General features: G+C 71.4%; 23 protein-coding genes. 6 read left to right on the top strand and 17 right to left on the bottom strand.

Annotation, left to right across the window (positions count from 1 at the left end; genetic code table 11):
• Positions 1-5: 5 nt before the first annotated feature.
• From JKG67_RS17985 to JKG67_RS17970, 4 genes are all read right to left on the bottom strand, one after another.
• Positions 6-887, bottom strand: a complete 882-nt coding sequence (locus JKG67_RS17985) for a GNAT family N-acetyltransferase (RefSeq protein WP_238998669.1) — start codon at positions 885-887, stop codon at positions 6-8.
• A gap of 107 nt (positions 888-994) precedes the next feature.
• A complete protein-coding gene (locus JKG67_RS17980; protein ID WP_307816622.1) occupies positions 995-2,209 on the bottom strand; it encodes an adenylate/guanylate cyclase domain-containing protein in 1,215 nt (404 codons plus the stop codon).
• A 27-nt stretch (positions 2,210-2,236) separates the two neighbouring features.
• Entirely contained in the window at positions 2,237-2,605 is a 369-nt protein-coding gene (locus JKG67_RS17975) for a Crp/Fnr family transcriptional regulator (RefSeq protein ID WP_203338731.1), read from the bottom strand.
• Between the two features lie 156 nt (positions 2,606-2,761).
• Positions 2,762-4,216 carry an aldehyde dehydrogenase gene (locus tag JKG67_RS17970; protein WP_203338730.1) on the bottom strand — a complete coding sequence of 485 codons (1,455 nt, stop codon included), beginning with the start codon at positions 4,214-4,216 and terminating at the stop codon, positions 2,762-2,764.
• A gap of 230 nt (positions 4,217-4,446) precedes the next feature.
• Between JKG67_RS17970 and JKG67_RS17965 the strand changes: the two genes are divergently transcribed.
• Together JKG67_RS17965 and JKG67_RS17960 are read left to right on the top strand one after the other, a co-directional pair.
• Complete coding sequence (locus JKG67_RS17965) at positions 4,447-4,689, top strand: type II toxin-antitoxin system Phd/YefM family antitoxin (protein ID WP_203338729.1); 243 nt, start codon at positions 4,447-4,449, stop codon at positions 4,687-4,689.
• Positions 4,689-5,069: a type II toxin-antitoxin system VapC family toxin gene (locus JKG67_RS17960; protein ID WP_203338728.1), complete on the top strand. Its 381-nt coding sequence runs from the start codon at positions 4,689-4,691 to the stop codon at positions 5,067-5,069. The genes JKG67_RS17965 and JKG67_RS17960 overlap by 1 nt, the downstream gene beginning before the upstream one ends.
• 58 nt (positions 5,070-5,127) lie before the next feature.
• Here JKG67_RS17960 and groL read toward each other — a convergent pair whose 3' ends face one another.
• The 4 genes from groL to JKG67_RS17940 all read right to left on the bottom strand — a co-directional run bounded on the left by groL (position 5,128) and on the right by JKG67_RS17940 (position 10,258).
• Positions 5,128-6,750 (bottom strand): chaperonin GroEL, encoded by a 1,623-nt coding sequence (gene groL / locus JKG67_RS17955; RefSeq protein WP_203338727.1) that lies wholly within the window; start codon positions 6,748-6,750, stop codon positions 5,128-5,130.
• A gap of 90 nt (positions 6,751-6,840) precedes the next feature.
• Complete coding sequence (gene groES / locus JKG67_RS17950; protein ID WP_203338743.1) at positions 6,841-7,134, bottom strand: co-chaperone GroES; 294 nt, start codon at positions 7,132-7,134, stop codon at positions 6,841-6,843.
• Positions 7,135-7,403: 269 nt separating this feature from the next.
• Positions 7,404-8,591, bottom strand: coding sequence for a class I SAM-dependent methyltransferase (locus JKG67_RS17945; protein WP_203338726.1), 1,188 nt, complete (start codon positions 8,589-8,591; stop codon positions 7,404-7,406).
• An 83-nt stretch (positions 8,592-8,674) separates the two neighbouring features.
• Entirely contained in the window at positions 8,675-10,258 is a 1,584-nt protein-coding gene (locus tag JKG67_RS17940; protein WP_203338725.1) for a glycoside hydrolase family 3 protein, read from the bottom strand.
• A gap of 83 nt (positions 10,259-10,341) precedes the next feature.
• On the opposite strand from JKG67_RS17940, the gene JKG67_RS17935 reads away from it, so the two are divergent.
• The 4 genes from JKG67_RS17935 to JKG67_RS17920 all read left to right on the top strand — a co-directional run bounded on the left by JKG67_RS17935 (position 10,342) and on the right by JKG67_RS17920 (position 14,954).
• The gene (locus JKG67_RS17935; RefSeq protein WP_238998668.1) at positions 10,342-10,878 is read left to right on the top strand and encodes a SigE family RNA polymerase sigma factor; all 537 of its coding nucleotides are present in this window, start codon (positions 10,342-10,344) and stop codon (positions 10,876-10,878) included.
• Positions 10,875-13,007 carry a hypothetical protein gene (locus JKG67_RS17930; RefSeq protein WP_203338724.1) on the top strand — a complete coding sequence of 711 codons (2,133 nt, stop codon included), beginning with the start codon at positions 10,875-10,877 and terminating at the stop codon, positions 13,005-13,007. The genes JKG67_RS17935 and JKG67_RS17930 overlap by 4 nt, the downstream gene beginning before the upstream one ends.
• A 109-nt stretch (positions 13,008-13,116) precedes the next feature.
• Entirely contained in the window at positions 13,117-13,647 is a 531-nt protein-coding gene (locus tag JKG67_RS17925; RefSeq protein WP_203338723.1) for a SigE family RNA polymerase sigma factor, read from the top strand.
• Positions 13,644-14,954, top strand: a complete 1,311-nt coding sequence (locus tag JKG67_RS17920) for a hypothetical protein (RefSeq protein ID WP_203338722.1) — start codon at positions 13,644-13,646, stop codon at positions 14,952-14,954. Before JKG67_RS17925 ends, JKG67_RS17920 begins: the two co-directional genes overlap by 4 nt.
• A 74-nt stretch (positions 14,955-15,028) precedes the next feature.
• Here JKG67_RS17920 and tsaD read toward each other — a convergent pair whose 3' ends face one another.
• Genes tsaD through JKG67_RS17875 form a run of 9 tightly spaced genes read right to left on the bottom strand, consistent with a single transcriptional unit; the run spans position 15,029 to position 23,174 of the window.
• A complete protein-coding gene (gene tsaD, locus JKG67_RS17915) occupies positions 15,029-16,072 on the bottom strand; it encodes a tRNA (adenosine(37)-N6)-threonylcarbamoyltransferase complex transferase subunit TsaD (protein ID WP_203338721.1) in 1,044 nt (347 codons plus the stop codon).
• Positions 16,069-16,527, bottom strand: a complete 459-nt coding sequence (locus JKG67_RS17910; protein ID WP_203338720.1) for a GNAT family N-acetyltransferase — start codon at positions 16,525-16,527, stop codon at positions 16,069-16,071. The genes tsaD and JKG67_RS17910 overlap by 4 nt, the downstream gene beginning before the upstream one ends.
• Positions 16,524-17,162 carry a tRNA (adenosine(37)-N6)-threonylcarbamoyltransferase complex dimerization subunit type 1 TsaB gene (gene tsaB / locus JKG67_RS17905; RefSeq protein ID WP_203338719.1) on the bottom strand — a complete coding sequence of 213 codons (639 nt, stop codon included), beginning with the start codon at positions 17,160-17,162 and terminating at the stop codon, positions 16,524-16,526. Before tsaB ends, JKG67_RS17910 begins: the two co-directional genes overlap by 4 nt.
• Positions 17,163-17,171: 9 nt before the next feature.
• On the bottom strand, positions 17,172-18,077 hold the full coding sequence (gene tsaE / locus JKG67_RS17900; RefSeq protein ID WP_203338718.1) for a tRNA (adenosine(37)-N6)-threonylcarbamoyltransferase complex ATPase subunit type 1 TsaE: 906 nt from the start codon (positions 18,075-18,077) through the stop codon (positions 17,172-17,174).
• Positions 18,077-19,126 carry an alpha/beta fold hydrolase gene (locus JKG67_RS17895; protein ID WP_203338717.1) on the bottom strand — a complete coding sequence of 350 codons (1,050 nt, stop codon included), beginning with the start codon at positions 19,124-19,126 and terminating at the stop codon, positions 18,077-18,079. Before JKG67_RS17895 ends, tsaE begins: the two co-directional genes overlap by 1 nt.
• Positions 19,123-20,271 carry an alanine racemase gene (alr, locus tag JKG67_RS17890; protein WP_203338716.1) on the bottom strand — a complete coding sequence of 383 codons (1,149 nt, stop codon included), beginning with the start codon at positions 20,269-20,271 and terminating at the stop codon, positions 19,123-19,125. The genes JKG67_RS17895 and alr overlap by 4 nt, the downstream gene beginning before the upstream one ends.
• Positions 20,272-20,283: 12 nt before the next feature.
• A complete protein-coding gene (locus tag JKG67_RS17885) occupies positions 20,284-21,669 on the bottom strand; it encodes an NAD(P)H-hydrate epimerase (protein WP_203338715.1) in 1,386 nt (461 codons plus the stop codon).
• Positions 21,670-21,706: 37 nt separating this feature from the next.
• Positions 21,707-22,477, bottom strand: coding sequence for a class F sortase (locus JKG67_RS19155; RefSeq protein ID WP_307816621.1), 771 nt, complete (start codon positions 22,475-22,477; stop codon positions 21,707-21,709).
• Positions 22,458-23,174 (bottom strand): hypothetical protein, encoded by a 717-nt coding sequence (locus tag JKG67_RS17875; protein WP_203338714.1) that lies wholly within the window; start codon positions 23,172-23,174, stop codon positions 22,458-22,460. The genes JKG67_RS19155 and JKG67_RS17875 overlap by 20 nt, the downstream gene beginning before the upstream one ends.
• Positions 23,175-23,304: the final 130 nt, after the last annotated feature.

Raw genomic sequence — 23,304 nt, 5'->3', positions numbered from 1 at the left:
ACCCGTCATGCGGGGATGGGACGCAGGTCACGCACCCCGATCCGGACCGTCAGGGTCTCCCCCGACATCCGGATCCGGCCCCGCAATCCGGCGGCCAGCACCATCGGCAGCACCGCCTGGTTGTCGGCCCGGGTGGAGATCAGGATCTCCACGACACCGGCGGCGCTGGCGACCCTGGCCACGTCGGCGAGCAGCCGGGTGCCGATACCGCGACGCTGCCACGCCGGGTCGACCCGCAGCGACACGTGCCTGACCCCCGCTGCTGCCTCGTCGGCCAGCGCGGCCACGCCGACGGTGACCCCGTCGACCAGGGCGGTCACCGCCACATCGGTGTGCTGGTAGTCCGGGGTGGCGCCGATGCCGAGCCGTCGCCCCGGGGCGGCCAGGATCGGGTCCGCGGCCCGGCTGCGTGCCAACACGTCGCCGACCAGGTCAGCCATCGCGGCGCCACGGGCGTGCTCGGTGGCGGTGAACGGGGCGGTACGCCGCACCTGGACCGCGACCTCACCCACCAGCATGTCCATCACGTCCCGCGAGTCCTCGACGCCGGCCGGGTCGGCCTCGGCGTCGAAGAGTCTGGCCACCACCTCGGGGAACGAGGCCGGTTGCGCGATGATGCTGCGGGCCGCCTGCACGTACCGGGCAGGCTGGTCGATCAGCGCCGCCTCGGTGCACTCGTTGCCGGCGACCTGCTCACCCCCGGCGCCTTCGATGAGGCCGACCACGTCGCTGAGTCGCCAGTGGTTGGGGGTGCGCAGCACCAGTTCGTCGGTGACCGCTTCGACGCCCGGGAAGATCTGCAGACCGAGGATGTTGACCCCGGCGTCGCCGCATTGCTTCGCCAACGCCGCCAGCGCCCCCGGTCGGTCCGGCAACGTCGTACGCATCCTCCACAGCATGGCTGTCTCCCCTCCGCAGGACAGTGAAGGGGCCAGCGTGCCGTGGCTCGATTGCGCGGCAGCGGCAGCGCTGTTTCGGCGAGGTTACGCAACTCTCAGCGCTGGTCGGCGCGGCGGAGCACCCAGGTCTCCATCCGCGAGTAGCCCTTCACCGAGACCCGACGCATCCGCCGGAACCGGTACGGCGACTCGGGGTGCTCCTCGTGGTCGTCGAGGTCGATCACCTCCAGTGACTCGGTCGGGTCGTCCGGGCCGATCTCCAGCGGGGCCGCCGGCCCGGGCGCCTCGGAGTCGTCGTCCTTGGCCCGTTTGGGGGTGAGCGCCTCGAAGACCTTGGCGACGTTCTCGGCGATGGCCTCGGCGTCGAAGGTGTCGTCATCCTCCTGCGGCCGCAACGCCTCGTACGCCGCCCGGTCGATCAGCACGCTGCCCGGGCGTGCGACCGAGGTGAGCCGCGCAGCGATGTTGACGGTGGGTCCGAGCAGATCCCCGAGTCGACTGACCACCTCTCCCCAGGCGATGCCCGCCCGCACCGCGGGGAACCGGTCCTCCTCGTCGGCGCCCCGGGCGGTGAGCTCGAGAGCGACCTCGGCAGCCGCGACCACATCGTCGGTGGCGAAGAAGATCTCATCGCCGATCATCTTGATCACCTGGCCGCCGTGGTCGACCACGACGGCGGTGGCCTCCTGCTCGAAGTACTCGATCCAGTCGACGAGCTCGCCCTCGGTCAGGTTCTTGCTGCGGGTGGTGTAGCCGACGATGTCGATGAAGCAGATCGCCCGCATCAGCCCCTGGTCGCCTGCCCCGCCGGTGATCACCAACCTGCTGGCGGAGGCGAGCAGGTGCCGGCGCCAGATGTGGTTCTGCAACTGCTCCACCCGGGGCAGCACGTCAACGACCAGGGACTCCAGTTGCGCGGCGGGGTCGTCGGAGCGGGCCGCGAGCCCGGCCAACAGGTTCGTCTGCCACTCCGCGAGCCTGGCGAAGCTGCGCCCCCAGGTGCGCACCAGCGCCGCCTGGGACTCGGCGTCGATGACGCCCATCGCCACCAACTGCCAGGTGACCCGCAGCGCCTCCACGTCACGGTCGGTGAAGGCCACCACCTCGTCGCCCAGGTGGGCGAAGCCGAGCAGATGCCAGAGTTCCTCGGCGACCTCGAGCGGGACACCGGACTGCTCGGCCACCTGGAGTCGGGTCAGTGACGGTCGGCTTCCCAGCAGCGCGACCTCGACGCTGTCGATGACCTCGTTGAGGGCGATCTCGGGTCGCGACGGCCCCTCTGCTGCGCTGTCCGGCGGCGAGGTGGACACGGACGTGCTCCTGACGGGTGGGTGGGGTCAGTTGTCCCCGAGTCGCTCGGCGACGGTCTCCTCGAGGCGGGCTCGGAAACCGGGCACGTCGTCGCAGAGCTTCTCGACGGCTTCCAGGGTGTAGTGCAGCGCCGTCAGGGGGGTGGTCGCGACCACACTGGCGGTGCGCAGGGTGTGCCGGACGAACGAGGCCTCGCCCACGATGTCGCCGGGGCCGAGGGTGGCGATCTCCTCGCCGTTGTGCCGGATCGACACCTCGCCGGAGAGGAGGATGTAGGCCTTGTCGGACGGGGTGCGCTCCCAGATCGGCGACCACCCCTCGGGCAGGGTCACCGGGGTCCCGGCCTCCTTGATCCGTCCGATGTCCTTGGCACTGAAGCCGGCGAAGATTGACATGTGGCATCTCTTTCGTTCGTCGGCGGATGGAACCTCCACCGTGGTCATTTGCCCCACTCCCACCGGCGATCTTCCATCATCGACGTGGCTCCTGTCACGCACTTGCCCGCACGAGTCGCGAATCGTTTCTCGTGCGGGCAGGTGCCGACGGTGTGCTCAGCCGCCGCTGACGTCGGGGAACATCGACTTCGCCTCGACGTACTCGTCGAGTCCCTCGGGGCCGAACTCGCGGCCGATGCCGGAGTCCTTGAAGCCGCCGAAGGGGGCCGCGAAGTCCATCATGTACTGGTTGACCCCGACGGTGCCGGCGCGGATCTGCCTGGCCACCTCGAGACCCTGCTCGGGGTCGCTGGTCCACACCGAGCCGCCGAGTCCGTACGGCGAGTCGTTGGCGATCCGGACCGCTTCGGCCGGGTCGTCGTACGGGACCACCGCCAGCACCGGCCCGAAGATCTCCTCCTGGGCGATCCGCATCGAGTTGTCGACGCCGGCGAACAGGGTGGGCTTGACGTACCAGCCGCGGTCGAGGCCGGTGGGGCGGCCCTCGCCGCCGAGCACCATCTTGGCGCCCTCGGACTGGCCGATGCCGATGTAGGACTCGACGCGCTGCTGCTGCCGCTGGCTGACCATCGGGCCGATCTCGGTGGCCAGGTCGGCGGGGTCGCCGACGACCATCTTGCCCATCGCGTCCGCGAACGCCTCGACGAAGTCGTCGTGGCGGGCGCGGCTGACCAGGATCCGGGTCTGGGCGATGCAGGCCTGACCGGAGTTGAGCAGCGAGGCGAACTTGAGGCCCTCGATGGTGCGGTCCAGGTCGGCGTCGTCGAGGACGATGGCCGCCGACTTGCCGCCCAGTTCGAGGCTGACGCGCTTGAGTTGCTGACCACAGACCGCGGCGATCTGCCTGCCGGCGGCGGTGGAGCCGGTGAACGCGACCTTGTCCACGCCCGGGTGCGCCACCAGATGGGCGCCGACCTCGCGGCCGCCGGGGATGATGCTGACCACCCCTGCGGGCACCCCGGCCTCGGTGAGCAGGTCGGCGAGCACCGCGCCGCTCAGCGGCGTCTCGGGAGCGGGCTTGACCACGATGGTGCAGCCGGCCAGCAGTGCCGGCGCGAGCTTGGACATCACGGTGAAGTGCGGGACGTTCCACGGCGGGATGGCGGCGACCACGCCGACGGGCTCACGTCGTACCACCACCGGGTTGCCCAGCGAACCGGGCCGGGTGGCTTCCCACTCGTAGGCGCGGGCCACGTTGATCATGGCGTCCAGCGCCATCCAGGCGGCCGGTGACTGGGCCAGTTGACTGAACTGCGCCGGCGAACCCATCTCGGCGGTGATCAGATCGGCGGCCTCTCCGAGCTTCGCGGCGTACAGGTCGGAGAACCTGGCCACCACGTCGATCCGCTCCTGCGGCGTCATCCGCGGCCACGGACCGTGGTCGAAGGCCTCGCGGGCGGCGGCGACGGCGCGGTCGATGTCGGCGGTGCTGCCGGCCGGGACGGTGGCGATCGGCTCCTCGGTGTGCGGGGAGATGACGGTGAAGGTCTCGTCAGTGGCAGGGGCGACCCACTCGCCGCCGATGAACAGGGTGGACCGGTCGAGGGACATCAGTTCTGCTCCACAGGTGTCGGTGAGTGTTCTGCCTCACACCCTAGTGGAACGTGTTCTAGTTTGTCGAGGACGAAAGGGGGTTTGTGGCCGCGCGAGGTGGGGTTTGTGGCCGCGCGAGGTGGGGTTTGTGGCCGCGCGAGGTGGGGTTTGTGGCCGCGCATCGGACCTCCTGAGCGGCCGACCGGGAAACACTTGCCTAAACTAAGTCGGACTAATATCGTCGACGTATGACATCGACGGTCAACATCCACGAGGCGAAGACGCACCTCTCCCGCCTGCTGGAGCGGGTCCGCAACGGCGAGGTGATCACGATCGCGAAGGCAGGCGAGCCGATCGCAGAACTGCGCGCGGTTTCTCGGGTCGACGTACGGTTCGGGGGGATGCGGAGCGAGATCGAGTACGACGACCACGAGTTCGTCGCGGCCGACGCCGAGATCCTCGGGATGTACGACGAGGACCTCGCCCGCTGATGCTGCTCGACACCCACGTGCTGCTCTGGCTCCTCGACGACAGCCCCCGGCTCGGCCCCCAGGCCCGTCGGGCGATCTCTACCGCCTCGCGAGTGCATGCCTCCGCGATCTCGCACACCGAACTGGCACTCAAGGCGATGCTCGGCAAGCTCACCGTGCCCGAAGATCTGGGCCCTCGGCTGGCCGACCAGGGACTGCGACATCTCGCCTACACCGAGGCACATGCCGCCGCATTGACCGCGTTCCCCGACCTCACCCGGCACGATCCGTTCGACCGGATGCTGTTGGCGCAGGCCACCGTCGAGGGGCTGCGCTTCGCCACGGCCGACACCCGTCTCCTGTCGCTCGACCTGCGCTGGGTGGTCGACGCCAGGAGCTGAACTCAACGACGAAGGGCCCGCCACCGCAGCGCGGTGACGAGCCCCTCAGTGGATCGGCTCAGTGGCCGTGTCCGTGACCGTGGCCGTGACCGGCCTCGGCCTTCTCCTCTTCGGGCTTGTCCACCACCAGGGTCTCGGTGGTGAGCAGCATGCCAGCGATCGATGCGGCGTTGACCAGCGCTGAGCGGGTCACCTTGACCGGGTCCAGGACGCCCTGGGCGACCAGATCGCCGTACTCACCGGTGGCGGCGTTGAAGCCGTGCCCGGCGCCGCCCTCGCGGACCTTGGCGACCACGACGTACCCCTGGTCGCCACCGTTCTCGGCGATCCAACGCAGCGGCTCGTCGACGCTGGAGCGGACGATGCTGACGCCCACGCCCTCGTCACCGCTGAGGCCGAGTCCGCCCTCGAGCACCGAAGCGGCGTGCACCAGCGCGGAACCACCGCCGGCGACGATGCCCTCTTCGATGGCGGCGCGGGTCGCGGAGACAGCGTCCTCGATGCGGTGCTTCTTCTCCTTCAGCTCCACCTCGGTGGCGGCGCCGACCTTGACCACGCAGACACCGCCGGCCAGCTTGGCCAGCCGCTCCTGCAGCTTCTCGGTGTCCCAGTCCGAGTCCGAGGACTCGATCTCGGCCTTGATCTGGTTGACCCGGCCCTCGACCTCGGCCGAGTCGCCAGCCCCGTCGACGATGGTGGTGTTGTCCTTGCTGACCACCACGCGACGGGCTTGACCCAGCACCTCGAGGCCGACCTGGTCCAGCTTGAGGCCGACCTCGGGAGCGACGACCTGGCCACCGGTGAGGACCGCGATGTCCTGCATGATCGCCTTGCGACGGTCACCGAACGCCGGGGACTTCACCGCGACCGCGTTGAAGGTGCCGCGGATCTTGTTGACCACCAGGGTGGACAGCGCCTCGCCTTCGATGTCCTCGGCGAGGATGAACAGCGGCTTGCCCGACGCCATCACCTTCTCGAGCAACGGCAGCAGGTCAGCGATCGCGGTGATCTTGCCCTGGTGCAGCAGGATGTAGGGGTCGTCGAGGACAGCTTCCATCCGCTCGGGGTCGGTGACGAAGTACTGCGAGATGTAGCCCTTGTCGAACTGCATCCCCTCGGTGAACTCCAGGTCGGTGCCCATGGTGTTGGACTCCTCGACCGTGATCACGCCGTCCTTGCCGACCTTGTCGAAGGCCTCGGCGAGCAGCTCGCCGATCCGCGAATCGCGGCTGGAGATGGTGGCCACCGAGGCCATGTCCTCCTTGGACGTCACCTCGCGAGCCAGATCACGCAGCGCGGCACCGACAGCGTCAGCAGCGGCGTCGATGCCCCGCTTGAGACCCATCGGGTTCGCCCCGGCGGCGACCGCGCGGAGACCGGCGTGCACCATCGCCTGGGCGAGCACGGTGGCGGTGGTGGTGCCGTCACCGGCGACGTCGTTGGTCTTGGTGGCAACCTCCTTGGCCAGTTGCGCACCGAGGTTCTCGAAGGGGTTGTCCAGCTCGATCTCACGGGCGACGGTGACACCGTCGTTGGTGATGGTCGGAGCGCCCCACTTCTTGTCGAGCACGGCATAGCGGCCCTTCGGGCCCAGCGTCACCTTCACCGCATTGGCGAGGGCGTCTACGCCGCGCTCGAGGGACCGACGAGCTTCCTCATCGAACTCGAGGATCTTCGGCATGTCTCTCCTAGGAAAATGATCGATGCCCGGGACGTCATGCGATCGGGCTGCCGGAGCAACCGATCGGCATGACGCCCCGGGTCGGAAGGGTCAGGAAACGATCGCGAGCACGTCGCGAGCGGAGAGGATCAGGTACTCCTCGCCGGCGTACTTGACCTCGGTGCCGCCGTACTTGCTGTAGATGACCTTGTCACCGACCGCCACGTCGAAAGGCACGCGGTTGCCGTTGTCGTCGATCCGACCCGGACCCACCGCGACGACCTCGCCCTCCTGGGGCTTCTCCTTGGCGGTGTCGGGAATGACCAGACCCGAGGCCGTGGTCTGCTCGGCCTCGAGGGCCTTCACGACGAGACGGTCCTCGAGGGGCTTGATGTTGACCGACACGATGTCGACCTCCACTCTCTTGTTCCTTGGGCTCTTGACGTCTGAGCCTGTGCTGGTGACGTACGCCGTCGCGGGGGTCGTACGCCGGCTACAGGCGCTGGCACCCTCAAGGCGAGAGTGCCAGATCAGACGTTAGCACTCACTGCAACCGAGTGCCAGACCTCCCCGCCGAAGTGTCAGCTCTCGGCAGCCGAAGTGTCACGTCTCGGCAGCCGAAGTGTCACGTCTCGGCAGCCGAAGTGTCACGTCTCGGCAGCCGGGACTGCGCGCTACTGGAGCGGCGTCACCAACACGGCGACTCCGTGCCCATCCGCACGCGTCAGCACCAGGGTGGCCTCGTTGTCGCCACGCAGCGCGAGTCGCTGCCGCAGGTGCTCCGGGACGATGTCCACGCCGCGCTTCTTGATCGTCAACCGCCCGATACCCCGCTCACGCAGCGCCGCCTTGAGTTGCTTCTCGCGGTACGGCAACACCTCGTCGACGCGGTACCCCCGAGCCAGCGGAGTCCGCACCGCCACGTCGGTGGTGACGTAGGCGATCTGCGGATCCAGCAGCCCCCCGTCAACGATCCCGGCAACAGCGGTCACCAGACCGGCGCGGATCACCGCCCCATCCGGCTCATGCAGGAAGTCGCCGAGGGCTCGCACCGGCCGCTCGGCCCCGTCGTACGGGTCGTCCTCCTCGGTGACCGTCGCCAGCCCGCCAGCACCGATGACCGTGGCGCGGCGCCGACAGGTCGCCAGGTACGACGACCACAGTGCCGCCTCCTTCACCTCACCGCGCTCGGAGACCCACTCGGCTTCCACACCCTCGGGCAGCAGGTCGTGCGGGATGCCGGGCGCGACCTTGACCACCGCGGCACCGGCGAGCAGTGCGGTCACGAACGACCAGGGCGGGACCCAGCCCTCCACGTCGAAGACTCGCCCGCGCGCCCCACGTCGTGCCGGGTCACAGAAGGTCACCGCGAACCCGCCCAGGTCGATCGCGGTCGCATCGGCGACCTGCACGGCACCGGTGAGCCCGAGTGCGTCGAGATTGGCGCGGGCGACCGCTGCCCGGACCGGGTCGGTGTCGATGCCGGCGACAACCAACTCCTCGCGTGCCATCGCCACCAGGTCGCCGCCGATGCCGCAGCCGAGGTCGATCACCGAGGCGGGCTGCGCGGCGGCCAGCCGGGCGGCACGATGGGCGGCGACCCGGGCTCGGGTGGCCTGCTCCAGCCCGTCCGGAGTGAAGTACATGAGGGCGGCGTCGTCCCCGAACTTGGCAACGGCGCGCTGCCGAAGCTGCACCTGGGTCAACGCGGCTGCGGCACGGTCCGCGTCGGGTTCGGTACGTCGTACCGCCGCTGCGGCGCGGACCGGGTCGCCGTCATGATCGGCCCATGCCTCGCCGGCGATCCGGAGCAGTTGCTGACCCGGTGGTGTGAGCAGCCATTCGAAGGCGTCGAGGAGCACGGGGCCATGGTGTCACCCGGGCCACAAACCCCACCTCGCGCGGGCCACAAACCCCACCTCGCGCGGCCACAAACCCCCTTTCGTCAGCAGGAGGGGGTGGGGACGTCGGGAACGGGAACGGGGAGAGTGCCGACCGCACGGGTCTCGCCGAGCAGCACCGCCACCAGGGCGTCCATCGCGGCCGGTGTGGCGCCATAGGTGGCGATCTTCACCGGCGCCGAACTCCGGCCCAACACGTACGGCGTATCGGTGGCCACCGCGACATCGCCCGTCACCGCCGGACCTCGGAAACCGGTGAAGGCGACCACGTCCCCGCCACCCACCTCCAGTCCTGCACGCTGCGCCGCCTGGGCGAAGGCAGCCACCGCGGCCCGATCCCCCACCGGCTGCACCCGCTCCCCGACCAACCGGCCCGAACACGGGCCGACGACGAGGGTGACGGCCGCTCGCGACCAGGCCGCCACCGCATCGGCGTCGGGCACCCCGGCGGCTTCGGCCAACTCCGCCTGCCACAGCAGCGCGGCCACCTGACGGGCCGCCGCCTGGCGTAGCCGTCGCCGCGGCAGTTCGCCACCCTCCACCGCGGCCACGATGCCGTCCCGGGCGGCCCGCGGGTCGCGCGGCATCAGCAGTACGTCGGCGCCGGCACGCAGCGCCGCCACCGCGACCTCCCGGTCGCTGCGGCCCTGCGCGACGCCGGCCATGTCGAGCGCGTCGGTGACCACCAGTCCGCCGTACCCGAGGTCCTCACGCAAGATGCCGGTGACCACCGGCCTGGACAGCGACGACGGGGTGCCCGGATCGACCGCCCGGAGATCGAGGTGGCCCACCATCACCGCAGGAGCCTCGGTGCCAGCGAACGGGACCAGGTCGATCGCGTCCAACTCGGCGCGGCTGCGCTGCTGCACGGGCAACTCGACATGGCTGTCGGCGGGCACCGACCCATGTCCGGGGAAGTGTTTCAGCACCGGCAGTACGCCGGCAGCCACGAAGCCCGCGGCGGCGGCGGCGCTCTGCCGCGCCACCAACTCCGGGTCGGCGCCCGCAGACCTGGAGCCGATCGTCGGATCCTCCGGACCCGAGGTGACATCGGCGACCGGCGCGAAGTCGACCGTGAACCCCAGGGACCGCAGGTCGGCGCCCAGCACCCGCATCACCGCTTCGGTGAGCCCGGCGTCGTCGGCGGCACCGGCGGTCATGAAGGTCGGCAGCGGCGGCACAGCGTCGGACAGACGGGCCACGATCCCGCCCTCCTGGTCGACGGCGACGAAGAGTGGCCACCGACGCGGCACCTCCCGGTGCAGTCGGGCGTTGGACCCCCCGATCTGTTCGGCCGAGTTGACGTTCGCGGCGAAGACGATCACGCCGCCCAGGTGCAGCTCGGTGACCAGTTCGATCGGCGCAGCAGTGCCGGCGTACGCGGCGACGATGACCTGACCCGCCAACTCCTCCAGGCTCAACCGGTTGGTCAGCCGGACAGCTCGATCGAGTTGGTCGACGCTCGGCCCCCACCCCGCGGTCAGACCGAGACGCTCGGCCGGACCCGGCGGCGCCGGCTCGCTGGTGGGATCAAGGTCGCGTGTCGGCGGGCCCGGCTCGGAGGGGGCCGTGCTGCAGCCGGCAACGATCAGGAGCCCGGAGAGCAGCAGGGCGAGGCGCGTCTTCATCGACACCAATCCTGCCTGAGGCCCCGATGCAACCAGAACCGAGCCAGTGGCGTCAGTGGAGTGAGGAAGGATGGTGACGCCCGATGCCCACCACCGTCGAGACGCAGGGAGCCATGGCGACCAAGGATGACGAGTTCGCCCGCTACCTGGCCGCACGGCAGACGACGTTGCTGCGAACGGCGTACCTGATCACCGGGGACCCGCACAGCGCCGAGGACCTCACCCAGACCGCGCTGGCGAAGCTCTACCTGCACTGGCACCGGGTGCGCGAGACCGACCGGATGGACGCCTACGTCCGCCGGATCCTGGTCAACGAGCACGCATCCTGGTGGCGACGTGGCTTCCGGCGTCGCGAACTCAGCACCGACGTGCTGCCCGAGGCGGCAGTGGTGGACGAGTACGACGACGGCACCACGCAGGCGCTGTGGGCGCTGGTGCGCGGCCTGCCGCCGCGACAACGGGCCGTGGTGGTGCTGCGCTACTACGAACAGCGGAGCGAAGCCGAGATCGCCGAGATCCTGGAGATCTCACCGGGGACGGTGAAGTCCCAGTGCAGCCGAGCGTTGGCCACCCTCCGGGACCGACTGCCCGCCGACATCGATGCCGAGGAGGGCCGATGAACACCGAGGAACAACTCGCCCAGGCGCTGGCCCGGCGCGGTGACGCCCACAACCCGGCGGCGCTGACTCTGAACGACGTACGACACAGGGCTCAGCGGATCCGGCGGCGTCGGGCCACCACGACCGCGATGGCCGTCGGGGTGGTCGCGCTGCTGGTGCCGCTGGCCTGGTGGGCCGGGCCCGACCCCGAGCCGATCCCGCCGGTGGACGAGACCCCTGCCTTGCCCCACCCGGTGGGAGCGGAACCAGCCGTGAACTGGTTGTCAGGTGGGAGCTACCACTCCGTCGACGGCTACATCGCCGCCATCCCGACCGATCATGGAGTGCAGTCGGTGATTCCCTTCAGGGACGGACATCTGGTCACCGACGAGCGATTCTTCGAGGGCACAGGCGGCCTGTCACTGGTGATCGACGGGAGCCGACTGCCCTCGTGGCCACCCTACGAGTTCGCCGTGGCCGGTGACCCGATCCGCACACCCGACGGGGATCGGATCGCCTGGATCGAGGTCGATCCACCCGAGGCTGACACCACCCCGTCACCGACACGGATCACGGTCTCCCCGACCTACGACCTCGACCCCCAGTCGCAAGAGGTGGCTGAGGCAGGTGTCACCGGCTGGATCGCTGGCTACGTCGACGACACCCGACTGGTCTACGCGCTCAGTTTCGGCACCGGCGGCGTCTGGGTCACCGACCTGGTGAACGACCCGGTCCGGATCGGCGAACTCACCGGAGTGACCGCCGTCGACCCCACGCACCAGCGGCTCATCGGCCGGCTCGGCGACACCGACGGCGTCTTCACCCTCGACGGGGAGCGCCTATGGGCGGCCGACGAGGGGACCCTGCGCTCCTTCAGCCCCGACGGCGGGTGGGTGCTCGGCGTGGACGCGGACGGCACCCCCACGGTGTACGAAGCAGCCACGGGTGGCGTCGTACCGACCCCGGCGGCGTGGCCGAGCTTGTCGATCTGGCCCGAGACCTACGGCCAGGCCTGGGAGAGCGACCACGTGCTGCTGGTGGTGGACGGCTCCGCCGACACGGGCTGGTCGGTGCTGCGGCTCGGCCTGGACGGCACGGTCGAGTACGCCGCGACCCCGGTCCAGGGTGAGCGGCCGCCGTTCCGGCTGTTCGATGCGGCGCCGCGAGTGGACGAGCAACAACCACCGGCGCTCGCGGACCTTCGCTCCCGGATCAACGAACTCTCGAGAGGGGACAGTCCCCAGGTCCCGGTGATGGTGATGCGCACCGCGCGGTTCCCCGACGGTCGCGAGGTCCGACTGGAGACGCGCGGGTGGCCACACCAGTTCATGTACTTCCCCGACGCGGACAGGTTCGTGGTGGCCACCATCGCGGAAAGCAAGTACCTCGTCGAGGTCTTCGACGGCCCGGAGCGGACCCCCTCGGTCTACCTGGCCAACAGCGGCATCGTGGTGGACGCGGCGGGGACCACCGTGGCCTGGCTGGAGGGCGGCTACACGCCCACGGTGCTGCACCAAGACGCAGCCGAGCCCGCACGCCTCGAGCCCTACCGCGACGTCGCGGGCGAGGGACGACTGGCCGCGGTCGCCGGAGACTGCTCGAACGCGGCAGCGAGCGGCGACTGCCAGGTGATGATCAACTTCCCGAGTCCGGACATGCACATCAGCCTGCGCGACGGCGGGCACGGATCCCAGAACGAGTTGCTCGGCAACGTCTCAGCATTGAGCACCACCGGCGACATCCTGGGCAGGAATCGCCATCAAGCTGACTGCTGGGCGGTCGTCGACGCTGGCTCGGGTGCACCACGGTGGAGCACCTGTGCCTCACGCCTTGACTCGTTCGCCCCCGACGGTGGCCTGGTCCTGGCCCGCCCCCTCCGGTCGGACGACCTCAGCGATCACGAGGTCGGCATCCTGGATGCCGCCACGGGGGAGGCTGTGGGGACCTGGGCAGGCACCGCCGACGACCCGTGGCAGATCGGCCTCGCGGTGTGGGAGGACCTCGACTCTGCGCTGCTCCAGGTGCGTGCCGAGGGCGCGTGGTGGGTGCTCCGGATCAGTGCTGACCGCAGCACCGAGATCGCCGCCGGTCCCATCGCGGGCAGCGACGCCGAGCCGGCGATGGTGCTGGTGCCGATGCTCGCTCCCTGAGGAAACTGAGGCGGATGCAACCTTCTGGATCCCCGCTGCGTGTAGTCGGGTGAGGAAGGATGGTGAGCCGAGGATGCCGACCGTCAGCAGCCCCCGAACGGACCCCGCCATGGCGCAGCACGAGGACGACTTCACCGAGTACGCCCGTGCCCGGCAGCCCGCGCTGTTGCGCACGGCGTACCTGCTGAGCGGGGACCCGCACACCGCCGAGGACCTGGTGCAGACGACCCTGGCCAAGCTCTACCTGGCCTGGCCCAAGGTGGAGAAGCGTGAATCGGTCGACGGGTACGTGCGCCGGATCCTGGTCAACGAGCATGTGTCGCTGTGGCGCCGGCCGTGGCGACGCAATGAGGTGACGAGCACGTCCCTGCCCGAGCCGGCCGACGACCGCCAGCCCGACGACGGCACCCGGGCGGTGGTGTGGCAGTTCGTGCGGTCGCTGCCGCCACGGCAGCGCGCCGTGGTGGTGCTGCGCTACTACGAGGAGCTCACCGAGGCGGAGACCGCCGAGGTGCTCGGGATCTCCGTCGGCACCGTCAAGTCCCAGGCCAGCCGGGCACTGGCCACCCTGCGCCGCCAGGCGCCACCCGACCTGGCACCCACCCGACCAACCCACGATCTCGGGGAGGAGGAGCGATGACCGAGCACGACAACTGGACCGCACTGGTCCGGGACGGGCTACGCAGCGAGGCGTACGACGCACCTGCGGCGCCGTTCGACCTGAGCGCGGTCCACGGCCGAGCCACCGCGATCCGGCGCCGTCGCCGGATCGTCACCGGTTTCGCTGCGGCGGCTGCTGTGGCGGTCCTGGTCCCGGCCGCGGTGATGCTCACTCCCGGCGGCACCCAGACGATGCCCCCGGTGGCGCCGAGCCCCACGATCGTCGACCCGACGATCCCGACCCCCGAGCCGACCCCGGAACCGGGCGGATCCGCGACGTGGCATTCGGACCTGAGCGACCTGCCGGTGGGAGAAGCGCCACAGGTTCCCTACGCCCGGGACTCGGTGGTCGTCTTCCCCGACGGCGCCCAGGTGCGACCGGAAACGAGGCACGAGCCGTACGCCGTGCACTACCAGGCGGCAGCGGACCGCTACGTGGTCGGCACCCATGACGGGGCCGGGGGCTGGTATGTCGAGGTGATCCCCGGCATCGGCGCCGACCGTCAGGTGTACGACGCTGAGCCGGGGCTGGTCACGAATGCGTCGCAGAGCACGGTGGCCTGGCTGACCCCCGGGGGTCCGGTCATGGCGCTGCGGATCGGTGAGCCGGAGCCGGTGGCGTTCAGCAACGAACTTCCGGGCGCAGACCGCCGGCTGGTGGCCTTGGAGGGTGAGGACTGCCGTGAAGTGACCGTGGGCCACGACTGCGCGGCCTATGTCAATGTCGGGGACGCTCTGTGGTCGAGCCACCTGGCCGGACCTACCGAGCCCATGTCCCCGGCGACCGCGATCGGTGCCGCGGACATGACCATGGACGGGCGCATCGCGGTGATGCGCAGTCGGGACGACCTCGAACCGGGCAGCTGCTGGGCGGTGCTGCCCCGCCTGTGGCACGACCAGGAGCCCATCTGGGAGTCCTGCGACGCAGGTCTGGAGGCCTTCTCCCCCGACGGCCGGCACCTGCGCGGCGTGCCGGCGTACCGCTCCGGCATCGGCGATGGCCTGGTCTCGATCCTGGGTGCCGAGACCGGCCAGGTCCGCGTCGGGCTCGGCCGGTTCGATGCCGAGGGTGAGGACTGGTTCATCGCCGGGTCGGTGTGGGAGGACAGCGATCACCTGCTGGTGCTGGTGGCCACACCCCTGCCGGACACCTGGACCGAGGACAAGATCGAGGTCGACCACCGCTGGCAGATCATCCGGCTCGGCCTCGACGGCAGCGTGGAGAACGCCGTGGAGCCCGTGGTCGGCGACGAGCTCACGCCGGTGTTCATGCTGATGGGCCGGTGAGGGCCACAACCCCCATCTCGGCCGGCCACAAACCCCACTTCGGGCGGCCACAAACCCCACCTCGGCAGAGTTGGTTAGGAGAGGACGGTGGTGACGGGGAGGGAGGAGTCGGCGGGCAGGTCGAGGGCCGAGGGGGTGCGACCCCGGGCCACCATCTCGGCGCCGAGGGCGGCCACCATCGCGCCGTTGTCCGTGCACAGGCCGGGGCGGGGCACCCGGACCCGGACGCCCGCAGCAGCGGCCCGCTCGACCGCCATCGCCCGGAGCCGGGAGTTCGCGGCCACGCCGCCGCCGATCATCAGGTCCTCGATGCCACGCTCACGGGCCGCGTCCAGTGCCTTGCGGACCAGGACGTCGCAGACCGCCTCCTGGAACGACGCCGCCACATCGGCGACCGGCACCGGTTCACCGGCCCGCTCCTTGGCCTCCACCCAGCGTGCGACCGCGGTCTTCAGCCCGGAGAACGAGAAGTCGAACCGATGCCGCTCCAGATCGCGACGTGAGGTCAGCCCGCGCGGGAAGTCGATGGTGATCTGCCCCTCGGCCGCCACCCGGTCGATATGCGGGCCGCCGGGGAACGGCAGCCCCAACAACCGGGCCACCTTGTCGAAGGCCTCCCCGGCCGCATCGTCGATGGTGGCACCCATCGGGTCCACCCCCAGAGTCAGGTCGGTGACCTGGAGCAGCGACGAGTGCCCCCCGGAGACCAGCAGCGCCAGGCACGGCTCGGGCAACGGCCCGTGCTCGAGCTGGTCGACGGCCACGTGCGCAGCCAGATGGTTCACGCCGTACAGCGGCTTGTCCAGCCCCAGCGCCAACGCCTTCGCTGCCGCCACCCCGACCAGCAGCGCGCCGGCCAGGCCGGGCCCGGAGGTCACCGCCACCGCATCCACGTCACTGAGCCGGATCCCGGCCGTCTCCGCGGCCCGCCGCAGCGTCGGCACCATCGCCTCCAGGTGGGCGCGGCTGGCCACCTCGGGCACCACCCCACCGAAGCGGGCGTGCTCGTCCACGCTGGAGGCCACCGCGTCGGCGAGCAGCGTCGTCCCCCGGACGATGCCGATCCCGGTCTCGTCGCAGGAGGTCTCGATGCCCAGCACCAGTGGCTCGTGCGTCATGAGTCCGATCCTCTCGCACCACACCCGCTGCGCAGCGAGCGGCGCAGCACCACCGCGTCGACCCCGCCGGCGTAGTACCGCGCCCGCCGGTCCACCTCGGTGAACCCGGCGCCCGCATAGAGCCGCAGCGCCGCGGTGTTGTCGGTCGCGACCTCCAGCAGCATCCGATCCGCGCCGGCCGCCGCCGCGGCCACGACCGCATCCTCGAGCAGCGCCCCGGCCAGCCCACGTCGCCGCTGCTCGGGCCGCACCGCGATCCGCAGCAGGTCGGCCACGTCACCGACCACCATCGTCACCGCGTACGCCGACACCGGGTCGCCGCTGACCCGGACCCGTCGGCCGGGCGCGACCAGTTCGGCCGCCACCGACTCGGTGTGCCAGGCGTCGGCGCCGAAGACATCGGCCTCGATGGCCACGATCGCGGCCACATCGGCCGGCTGCCCGTCACGGATCATGAGACCGGTCTCACCGGACCCGGGGCGACCGCGTCCGGGCGGCGTAGGTAGAGCGGCTCCGGCCCCAAGAGCTCGACCCGGGACTCGGCGACCGCACGCGCCAGCCACCCGGCGCTCGGTCGGATCGGGGCCACTGCGTGCCCGAACGCGTCGGGATAGAGCCGGGCGCCCTCCCCGACCACCGGCAGGTCGGTGGCTGCGTCGAGAGGGCGGAGCACCTCCGGGCCGCGGCGACGCACCCCGGTGCCGTCGTAGCGGGCGGTGTAGACCTCCTTGCGGCGCGCGTCGGTGGCGACCGCGAAGTCGCCGGAGACCGTCCCGGTGGCCACCGCCTCGACCGCGAGCACGTCCAGGGAGCAGACCCCGTGCACCGGCACGTCGAGCACATGCCCCAGCGTCCGGGCGGTGACCAGCCCGACCCGCAGACCGGTGAACGGGCCCGGACCCACCCCGACCGCGATCGCGGTGAGCGCGGTGCGGTGCACTCCCGCCTCGGCGAGCACCGCCTCGATCTGAGGCGCCAACTGTTCGCCGTGCTTCATCGGGGTCACCGCGACGCTCTCAGCCAGCACGTCCGAGCCGTTGGCCACGGCGACGGTGACCAGCGGGGTGGCGGTGTCGAAGGCGAGCAGCACCGGATGAGCCTACCCGCGCCAGCGGGCGCCGACCGGCAGCACCTCGACCACTCGGGGGTCGTGATCCTCGACACCGCCGTCGTCGCCCAGGGCACGGGTGATCCGCACCTCGAGCCGGTCGGTGGCCAGGGCCTCGGCCAGCCCTTCACCCCATTCGACGACGGTGACCGCTTCGTCGAGGGAGGTGTCCAGGTCGAGGTCGTCGAGTTCGTCGCCGCCACCGAGCCGGTAGGCGTCGACGTGCACCAGCGACGGTCCGCCGACCAGCGACGGGTGCACCCGGGCGATCACGAACGTCGGGGAGGTGACCTGGCCGCGCACTCCGAGCCCTTCGGCGAGCCCCTGGGTGAAGGTCGTCTTGCCGGCACCCAGTTCGCCGGTGAGCACCAGCAGGTCGCCGGCGCGCAGGGTGACGGCGACCGCGCGGCCGACCTCGCGCATCGCGTCCGCGTCCGCGGCGTCGTGGCGTTGCGGCAACCAGCGGACCAGTTCCCGGTACGGCGGTTCCCGCCCGGTCTCCACGAACCCGGCGTCGCGCCAGAAGCCGACCGTCGCCGGCAGTTCCTCGCGCGCCAGCACCGCCAACCCGCGCCGGCCCTGCTGCCGGGCGAGCTCCACCGCCTCCTCCACCATCCGGTGGCCGAGGCCGTGGTGCTGAGCGCCGGGGACCACCCCGAACCGGCGCAGGAACAGCAGGTCACCCAGCGGGTCGAGCAGCAGCGCACCGGCCGGCGCGCCGTCCACGTCCGCGATCAGCCCCCCGCCGGCGGCCAGCTTCTCGGCCAGCGTCTGCGGGGTCTCGGCGAGCGCAGCCGTCGGCGGGTCCAGCGGCGGCCGGCCGGAGAAGGCGGCCCGCACCACGGCATGCACGTCGGCGGCGGCTTCGGCGCCCACCCGACGCAACGTCACTCCCATCAGTCGGCGCCCAACTGCAGCACCTCGGCGAGCAGGCCGTCCAACGCGTCGTTGACCTCGGCATGCCGCTCCATGATGACCATGTGCCCGGCGCCGGGGAACTCCACCAGCCGGGAGCCGTCGATGTGGGCGTGCAGCTTGCGACTGTGGCCGATCGAGGTGAGCCGGTCGGCGGTGCCGCAGATGATCGTCGTCGGCACCGAGGAGAGGGCCGGGACGGCACCGAACTTGTCCAGGGCGGCGAAGTTGCCGTAGAACTCGGCCACCACCTCGAAGGGGGTGTTCCGCAGCATCTCGTCGACGAAGGCCACGTAGCTGGCCGGCACGTCGTCACCGAAGGCGAACAGGTCGGTGATCACCGTGGTGACCCGGCGGCCCAGCCGGCGACCACCGTCCACCTGCCGGTGCACCCGGTTCAGCCCGACCACGAGTCGTTCGGCGAAGCTGCCGCCCACCGAGGTGGGGACCATCGGCAGCAGCATCCGGTGCGGCGTCAGGCCGCCCGCAGTGGTGGCGATCAGACCGACCCCGACGATCCGGTCACCGAACAGCTCCGGATGCTCCTCGGCCAGGCCGATGATCGTCATCCCGCCCATCGAGTGACCGACCAGCACCACCGGGCCTTCGGGCACCACCTGGTCAAGCACCGTCAACAGGTCGGCCGCCAACTGTTCGATGGTGGCGTTGCCCGGCGTCGAGCGCCCGGATCGCCCGTGGGAGCGGTGGTCGTAGGCGACCACCCGCAACTGCCCGGCGTACCCGGCCCGTTGGAAGTGCCAGCAGTCGGAGTTCAGGGCGTAGCCGTGCACCAGCACCAGCGTCAGGTCGGCCTTGCGGTTGTGTGAGCCGGTCGGGGCCTCGTGCACCTCGACGTGCAGCGGGACGCCGTCGTCGGCGATCACCGTACGCACCTGGCCGCGGACCGAACCGAACTCGGCACCGTCAGGGACCCGTCGGGCGATCACCCGGTTGCGGCGCGCGATCTCGGCAGTGGCGCCGACGCCGGCCAGCACGGCACCGGCGGCGAGGCCGAGGGCGAGGCGTTTCATCTGTCTCCTCCGTCGACGTGTCGGCGAGCGAAGCGTCCACCGATCCGGGTGGTGATCTCGTAGTTGATGGTGCCGACCGCCTCGGCCCAGTCCTGCGCCGTCGGCTCGCCCTGGTCGCCGGGGCCGAAGAGGACCACCTCGGTGCCCGCCGGCGGCAGGTCGCCGCCCAGGTCGACGACGAACTGGTCCATGCACACCCGGCCGCGGATCGGGCGTCGCTTGCCGGCCACGAGCACCTCGGCGACCGACGACGCGTGCCGGGGGACGCCGTCGCCGTAGCCGACCGGCACCAGGCCGACGGTGGTGTCGGCGGTGGCGGTCCAGGCATGTCCGTAGGAGACGCCGGCCCCGGTGGCCACCGGCTTGGCCAGCGCCAGCGGGCTGGTCGCGGTCATCGCCGGACGCAGTCCGAGCTCGGCCGGGGTGTGCCCGGGGGCCGGGTCGAGTCCATAGCTGGCGATGCCGCACCGGACCAGGTCGAAACGCGCCGAGGGGCGCAGCACCGCGGCGGCGGAGTTGGCCAGGTGCCGGAGCCGGGGTCGCAGGCCCGCGGCGTGGGCGGTGTCGAGGGCGAGTCGGTACGCCGTCTCCTGGGCGTCGTTGGCCGGATGTCCCGGCTCGTCGGCGCAGGCGAAATGGGACCAGATGCCGGTGATCTCGACGCTGCCGACGGTTTCGGCGGCGCGGGCGGCCGCCACCAGTGCGGGCCACTCGGCTGCCGTGGCACCGCCGCGGGAGAGGCCGGTGTCCACCTTGAGTTGGACCCGCGCCCGCCGTCCGGCCCGGTCGGCGGCGGCGACGATCTCGGCCAGCTGCCCGGTCGAGTACGCCGTCACCTCCACGTCGGCAGCGATGCCGGCGGCGAACTCCTCCCCGGGTAGGTGCAGCCAGCACAGCAGCGGCCCGGTGTCCCCGGCGTGGCGCAGGGTGAGCGCCTCGGTCAGGGTGGCCACCCCCAGCCAGTCGGTGCCGGCGTCCCGGGCGGCCCGGGCGACCTCCAGGATGCCGTGCCCGTATCCGTCGGCCTTGACCACGGTCATCAGCTGCGGTCCGCCGGCGTCGGCGCCGACCCAGTCCCGCAGCCGGCCGACGTTGTGCCGGATCGCGGCCAGGTCGACCACGAGCTCGGGTTGCGGACCGGTCATGGGGTGATTCTGTCAGCCCGCGGTCGGCAGGTGGCGCACCACCGCGCCGACGGCCTCAGCCACCGGCCCGGCGGTCAGCGGCCCTCCGGCCGAGGCCAGGGTGGCCGCGGCCCCGTGCAGCCAGGAACCGACCGAGGCCGCCTCGAAGGGCTCCAGCCCGGAAGCCATCAGGGCACCGATCAGGCCGGCGAGGACGTCACCGGCCCCGGCGGTGGCCAGCCACGGGGTCCCGGTGGTGGTGACCCGGACCCGGCCGCCGGGCTCGGCGGTGAGCGAATGGCGCCCCTTGAGCAGCACCACCGCCCCGAAACGTTCGGCGGCAGCGCGCGCGTGGGCGAGTTGCTCGGCCTCGACCAGGCGCCGGGGCACGCCGAGCATCCGGGCGAGTTCGCCGGCGTGCGGGGTGAGCACTGCCGGAGACGGGAACCGGTCGGGCAGGTGGTCGAGCGCGTCCGCGTCCACCACCACCGGGACCTGGTCGGCCAGGCTCTCGGCGAGCAGTTGCGCGGCATGGTCGGCGGCGCCGGAGCCGACCACCCAGGCCTGCACCTGACCGGGGCCGGCGATCACCTCCGGGTGCGCGGCGCGGACCGCGTCGGCGACCGGACCGTCGTACCGGACCATCCCGGCGAGTCCGGCGCCGGCGCCGGCCACGCACAGGACCGCGGCCCCGGGATAGGTCGGTGACCCTGCCCGGACCCCGACGACGCCGCGGGCGTACTTGTGCGCGTCCGGGCGTGGTCGTGGCAGCAGCGCGGCGACGTCGCCGGGCTGCAGTGATTCGATCCCGGCGGGCGGCATCTCCAGCCCGAGGTCGACCAGGTGGACGGCACCGCAGGCGGCCGCGGCCGGGTCGACGAGGTGCGCGACCTTGTGGGTGCCGAAGGTGACCGTCAGGTCGGCGACCACGTGGGGTCCCTCGAGCCGCCCGGAGTCGACGTCGACCCCCGAGGGCACGTCGACGGCGACCACCGGGGCACCGTGGGCGGTGGCCCGGAGCCACGCGTCGGCTGCGGCGGGTCGCAGCCCGGGACGGCCGCCGATCCCGACGATGCCGTCCACCACCACGTCGGGTGGGTGGGCACAGTCATCGACCGGTCGGCCGCCGGCGGCCCGCAGGGCGGCGAGGCCGCCCGGGTGGCACTGCTCGGCCATCGGCCACGCCTCGACGACCGCGCCCCGGCGCGCCAGCAGCGCACCGGCGTACAACGCGTCACCGCCGTTGTCGCCGGGGCCGACCAGCAGCAACACCCGGCGGCCATAGCTGCCGCCGAGGAGATCGATGACGGCCGACGCCAGTCCGAAGGCCGCGCGCTGCATCAGGCTGCCTGGTGGCAGCGTGGCCATCAGCGCCGCCTCGGCGTCGCGGACCTGGTCGACGGTGTGTGCGTGCCTCACCGGGCCCACGCTAGCCGCTCCGGGTCAGACCCTGAGGTCAGACGGCTGGTGCGTACGGGCGCGGGTCCGTCTCGGACGGCTGGAGGTCGCCGGGGAACTCCTCGGGACCGAGCGGGAGACGGTCGCTGATCACGATCGGGGAGGCGACCACGACGGTGTTGCCCTCGTAGGCGCTGCCGTCCCATCCTTCGCAGGTGACCAGCAGCAGGCGTTCGGGGCCGGCGGAGTCGAAGAGCTCCTCGGCCCGGGCGGCCAACTGCGGGATGGTCAGGTAGTCGACCGTGTCGACCACGTAGGTGAGGGTCCCCTCCTCGGTGGCGACCTCGACGGTGGCCCCGACCGGCAGGGCACCCAGGTCGTCGAAGACCCCGCCCCCCGAGCTGACCGTGTGACCGGTGAGCAGCACCCGGCCGATGCCGGCGCCGGGCAGGGCGCCGTCGCGCCACCAGCCGACCTGGGACGGGTCTGCGGGCGGCACCAGTGTGTCGGTGTGGTCGGTGGCGATCGGGAGCACCTGGGCAGCGATGCCCAAGGCGTCGATGGTCACCGCGACCGGCGGCAGGGCCGGTTGAGCGTGGGGTACGACGATCTCTTCCGGGTGCAGCCGTCGGCCCGGAAGAACCTCCTGGGCAGGGTCGGCCGGCGCTCCGACGACCAACTCGACCGCCGCTGGGTCGACTCCGGCGGTGGACAGGTCATGGAACCTGTCCACCGCCAGGAAGCCCAGGGTCGCGCTCAGTAGCAGCGCGAGGAACCCGGAACCGATCAGTTGCCGTCGGCGGGCCGATTCAGCGGCGGCGGGCTCCACGCGGACGCCTCAGACCGATGAAGCCACCCAGCAGGGTGAGCAGGGCACCGCCCGCGGTCATCGCCGGCGCGATCGCGGCCATCGCTGCCGGAGCGGCGGGGGCAGCAGTCAGACCGGCGCGGATCCGCACCGGAGCGGCGGTGGCCGTCTCCGTGTGACCGGCCACCGACCCGCCCTTCTTGGTGACGTTGGTGCTGCTGTCGACCTCGCCCTGAACCTCTTCGTCGCAGTCGACGGCCTCGTCGCTGCGCAGGTCGCCCTCCGGGCAGACCTCTTCCTCGATCTCGGGGTCCGGCTCCGGCTCGGGCTCGGGCTCGGGCTCGGGCTCCGGCTCGGGCTCGGGCTCGGGAGCCGCCAGCCAGCCGACGTGGCTGATCCCCTGCTGCAACGGCCAGACATAGGTCGGGTTGTCGGCGTCGAGAAGCATTCCGGCGTTGAGGGTGGTGGCGCCCTTGACGCAGAGCAGGATGGCCGCGTCTGCCGGGTCCGGCGTGAAGGTGACCGTGTGACTGTCCCAGGTCAGGTTGCCGTAGCCAGCCAGGTCCTGGTTGCCGTTGCCACTGTCGAACTTGTTGTAGTTGAAGGGCGCGTGGTCGCAGATCTCCTGAGCAGCGGAGGCCGGCGTCAGCGCAAGCCCTCCCCCGATCATGAACATCCCGATCCCGGCTGCGGCCAGACCGGCCACTGGGCGGCGCACAGAAGTGCCCCGTCGATGGTTGTTGCGCATGAGGTTGTTCCCCGTCTTCCCGTTGGTATCACAGCCGGGGTTCCCCGGCCGCACACGTCAAACGCCCACTCCCCTTAAGCGGGCACACACATTTGACGCG

Source organism: Nocardioides limicola, assembly GCF_016827675.1.
GTDB lineage: Bacteria > Actinomycetota > Actinomycetes > Propionibacteriales > Nocardioidaceae > Nocardioides > Nocardioides limicola.
This window is presented reverse-complemented; position numbering and strand designations above follow the sequence as displayed.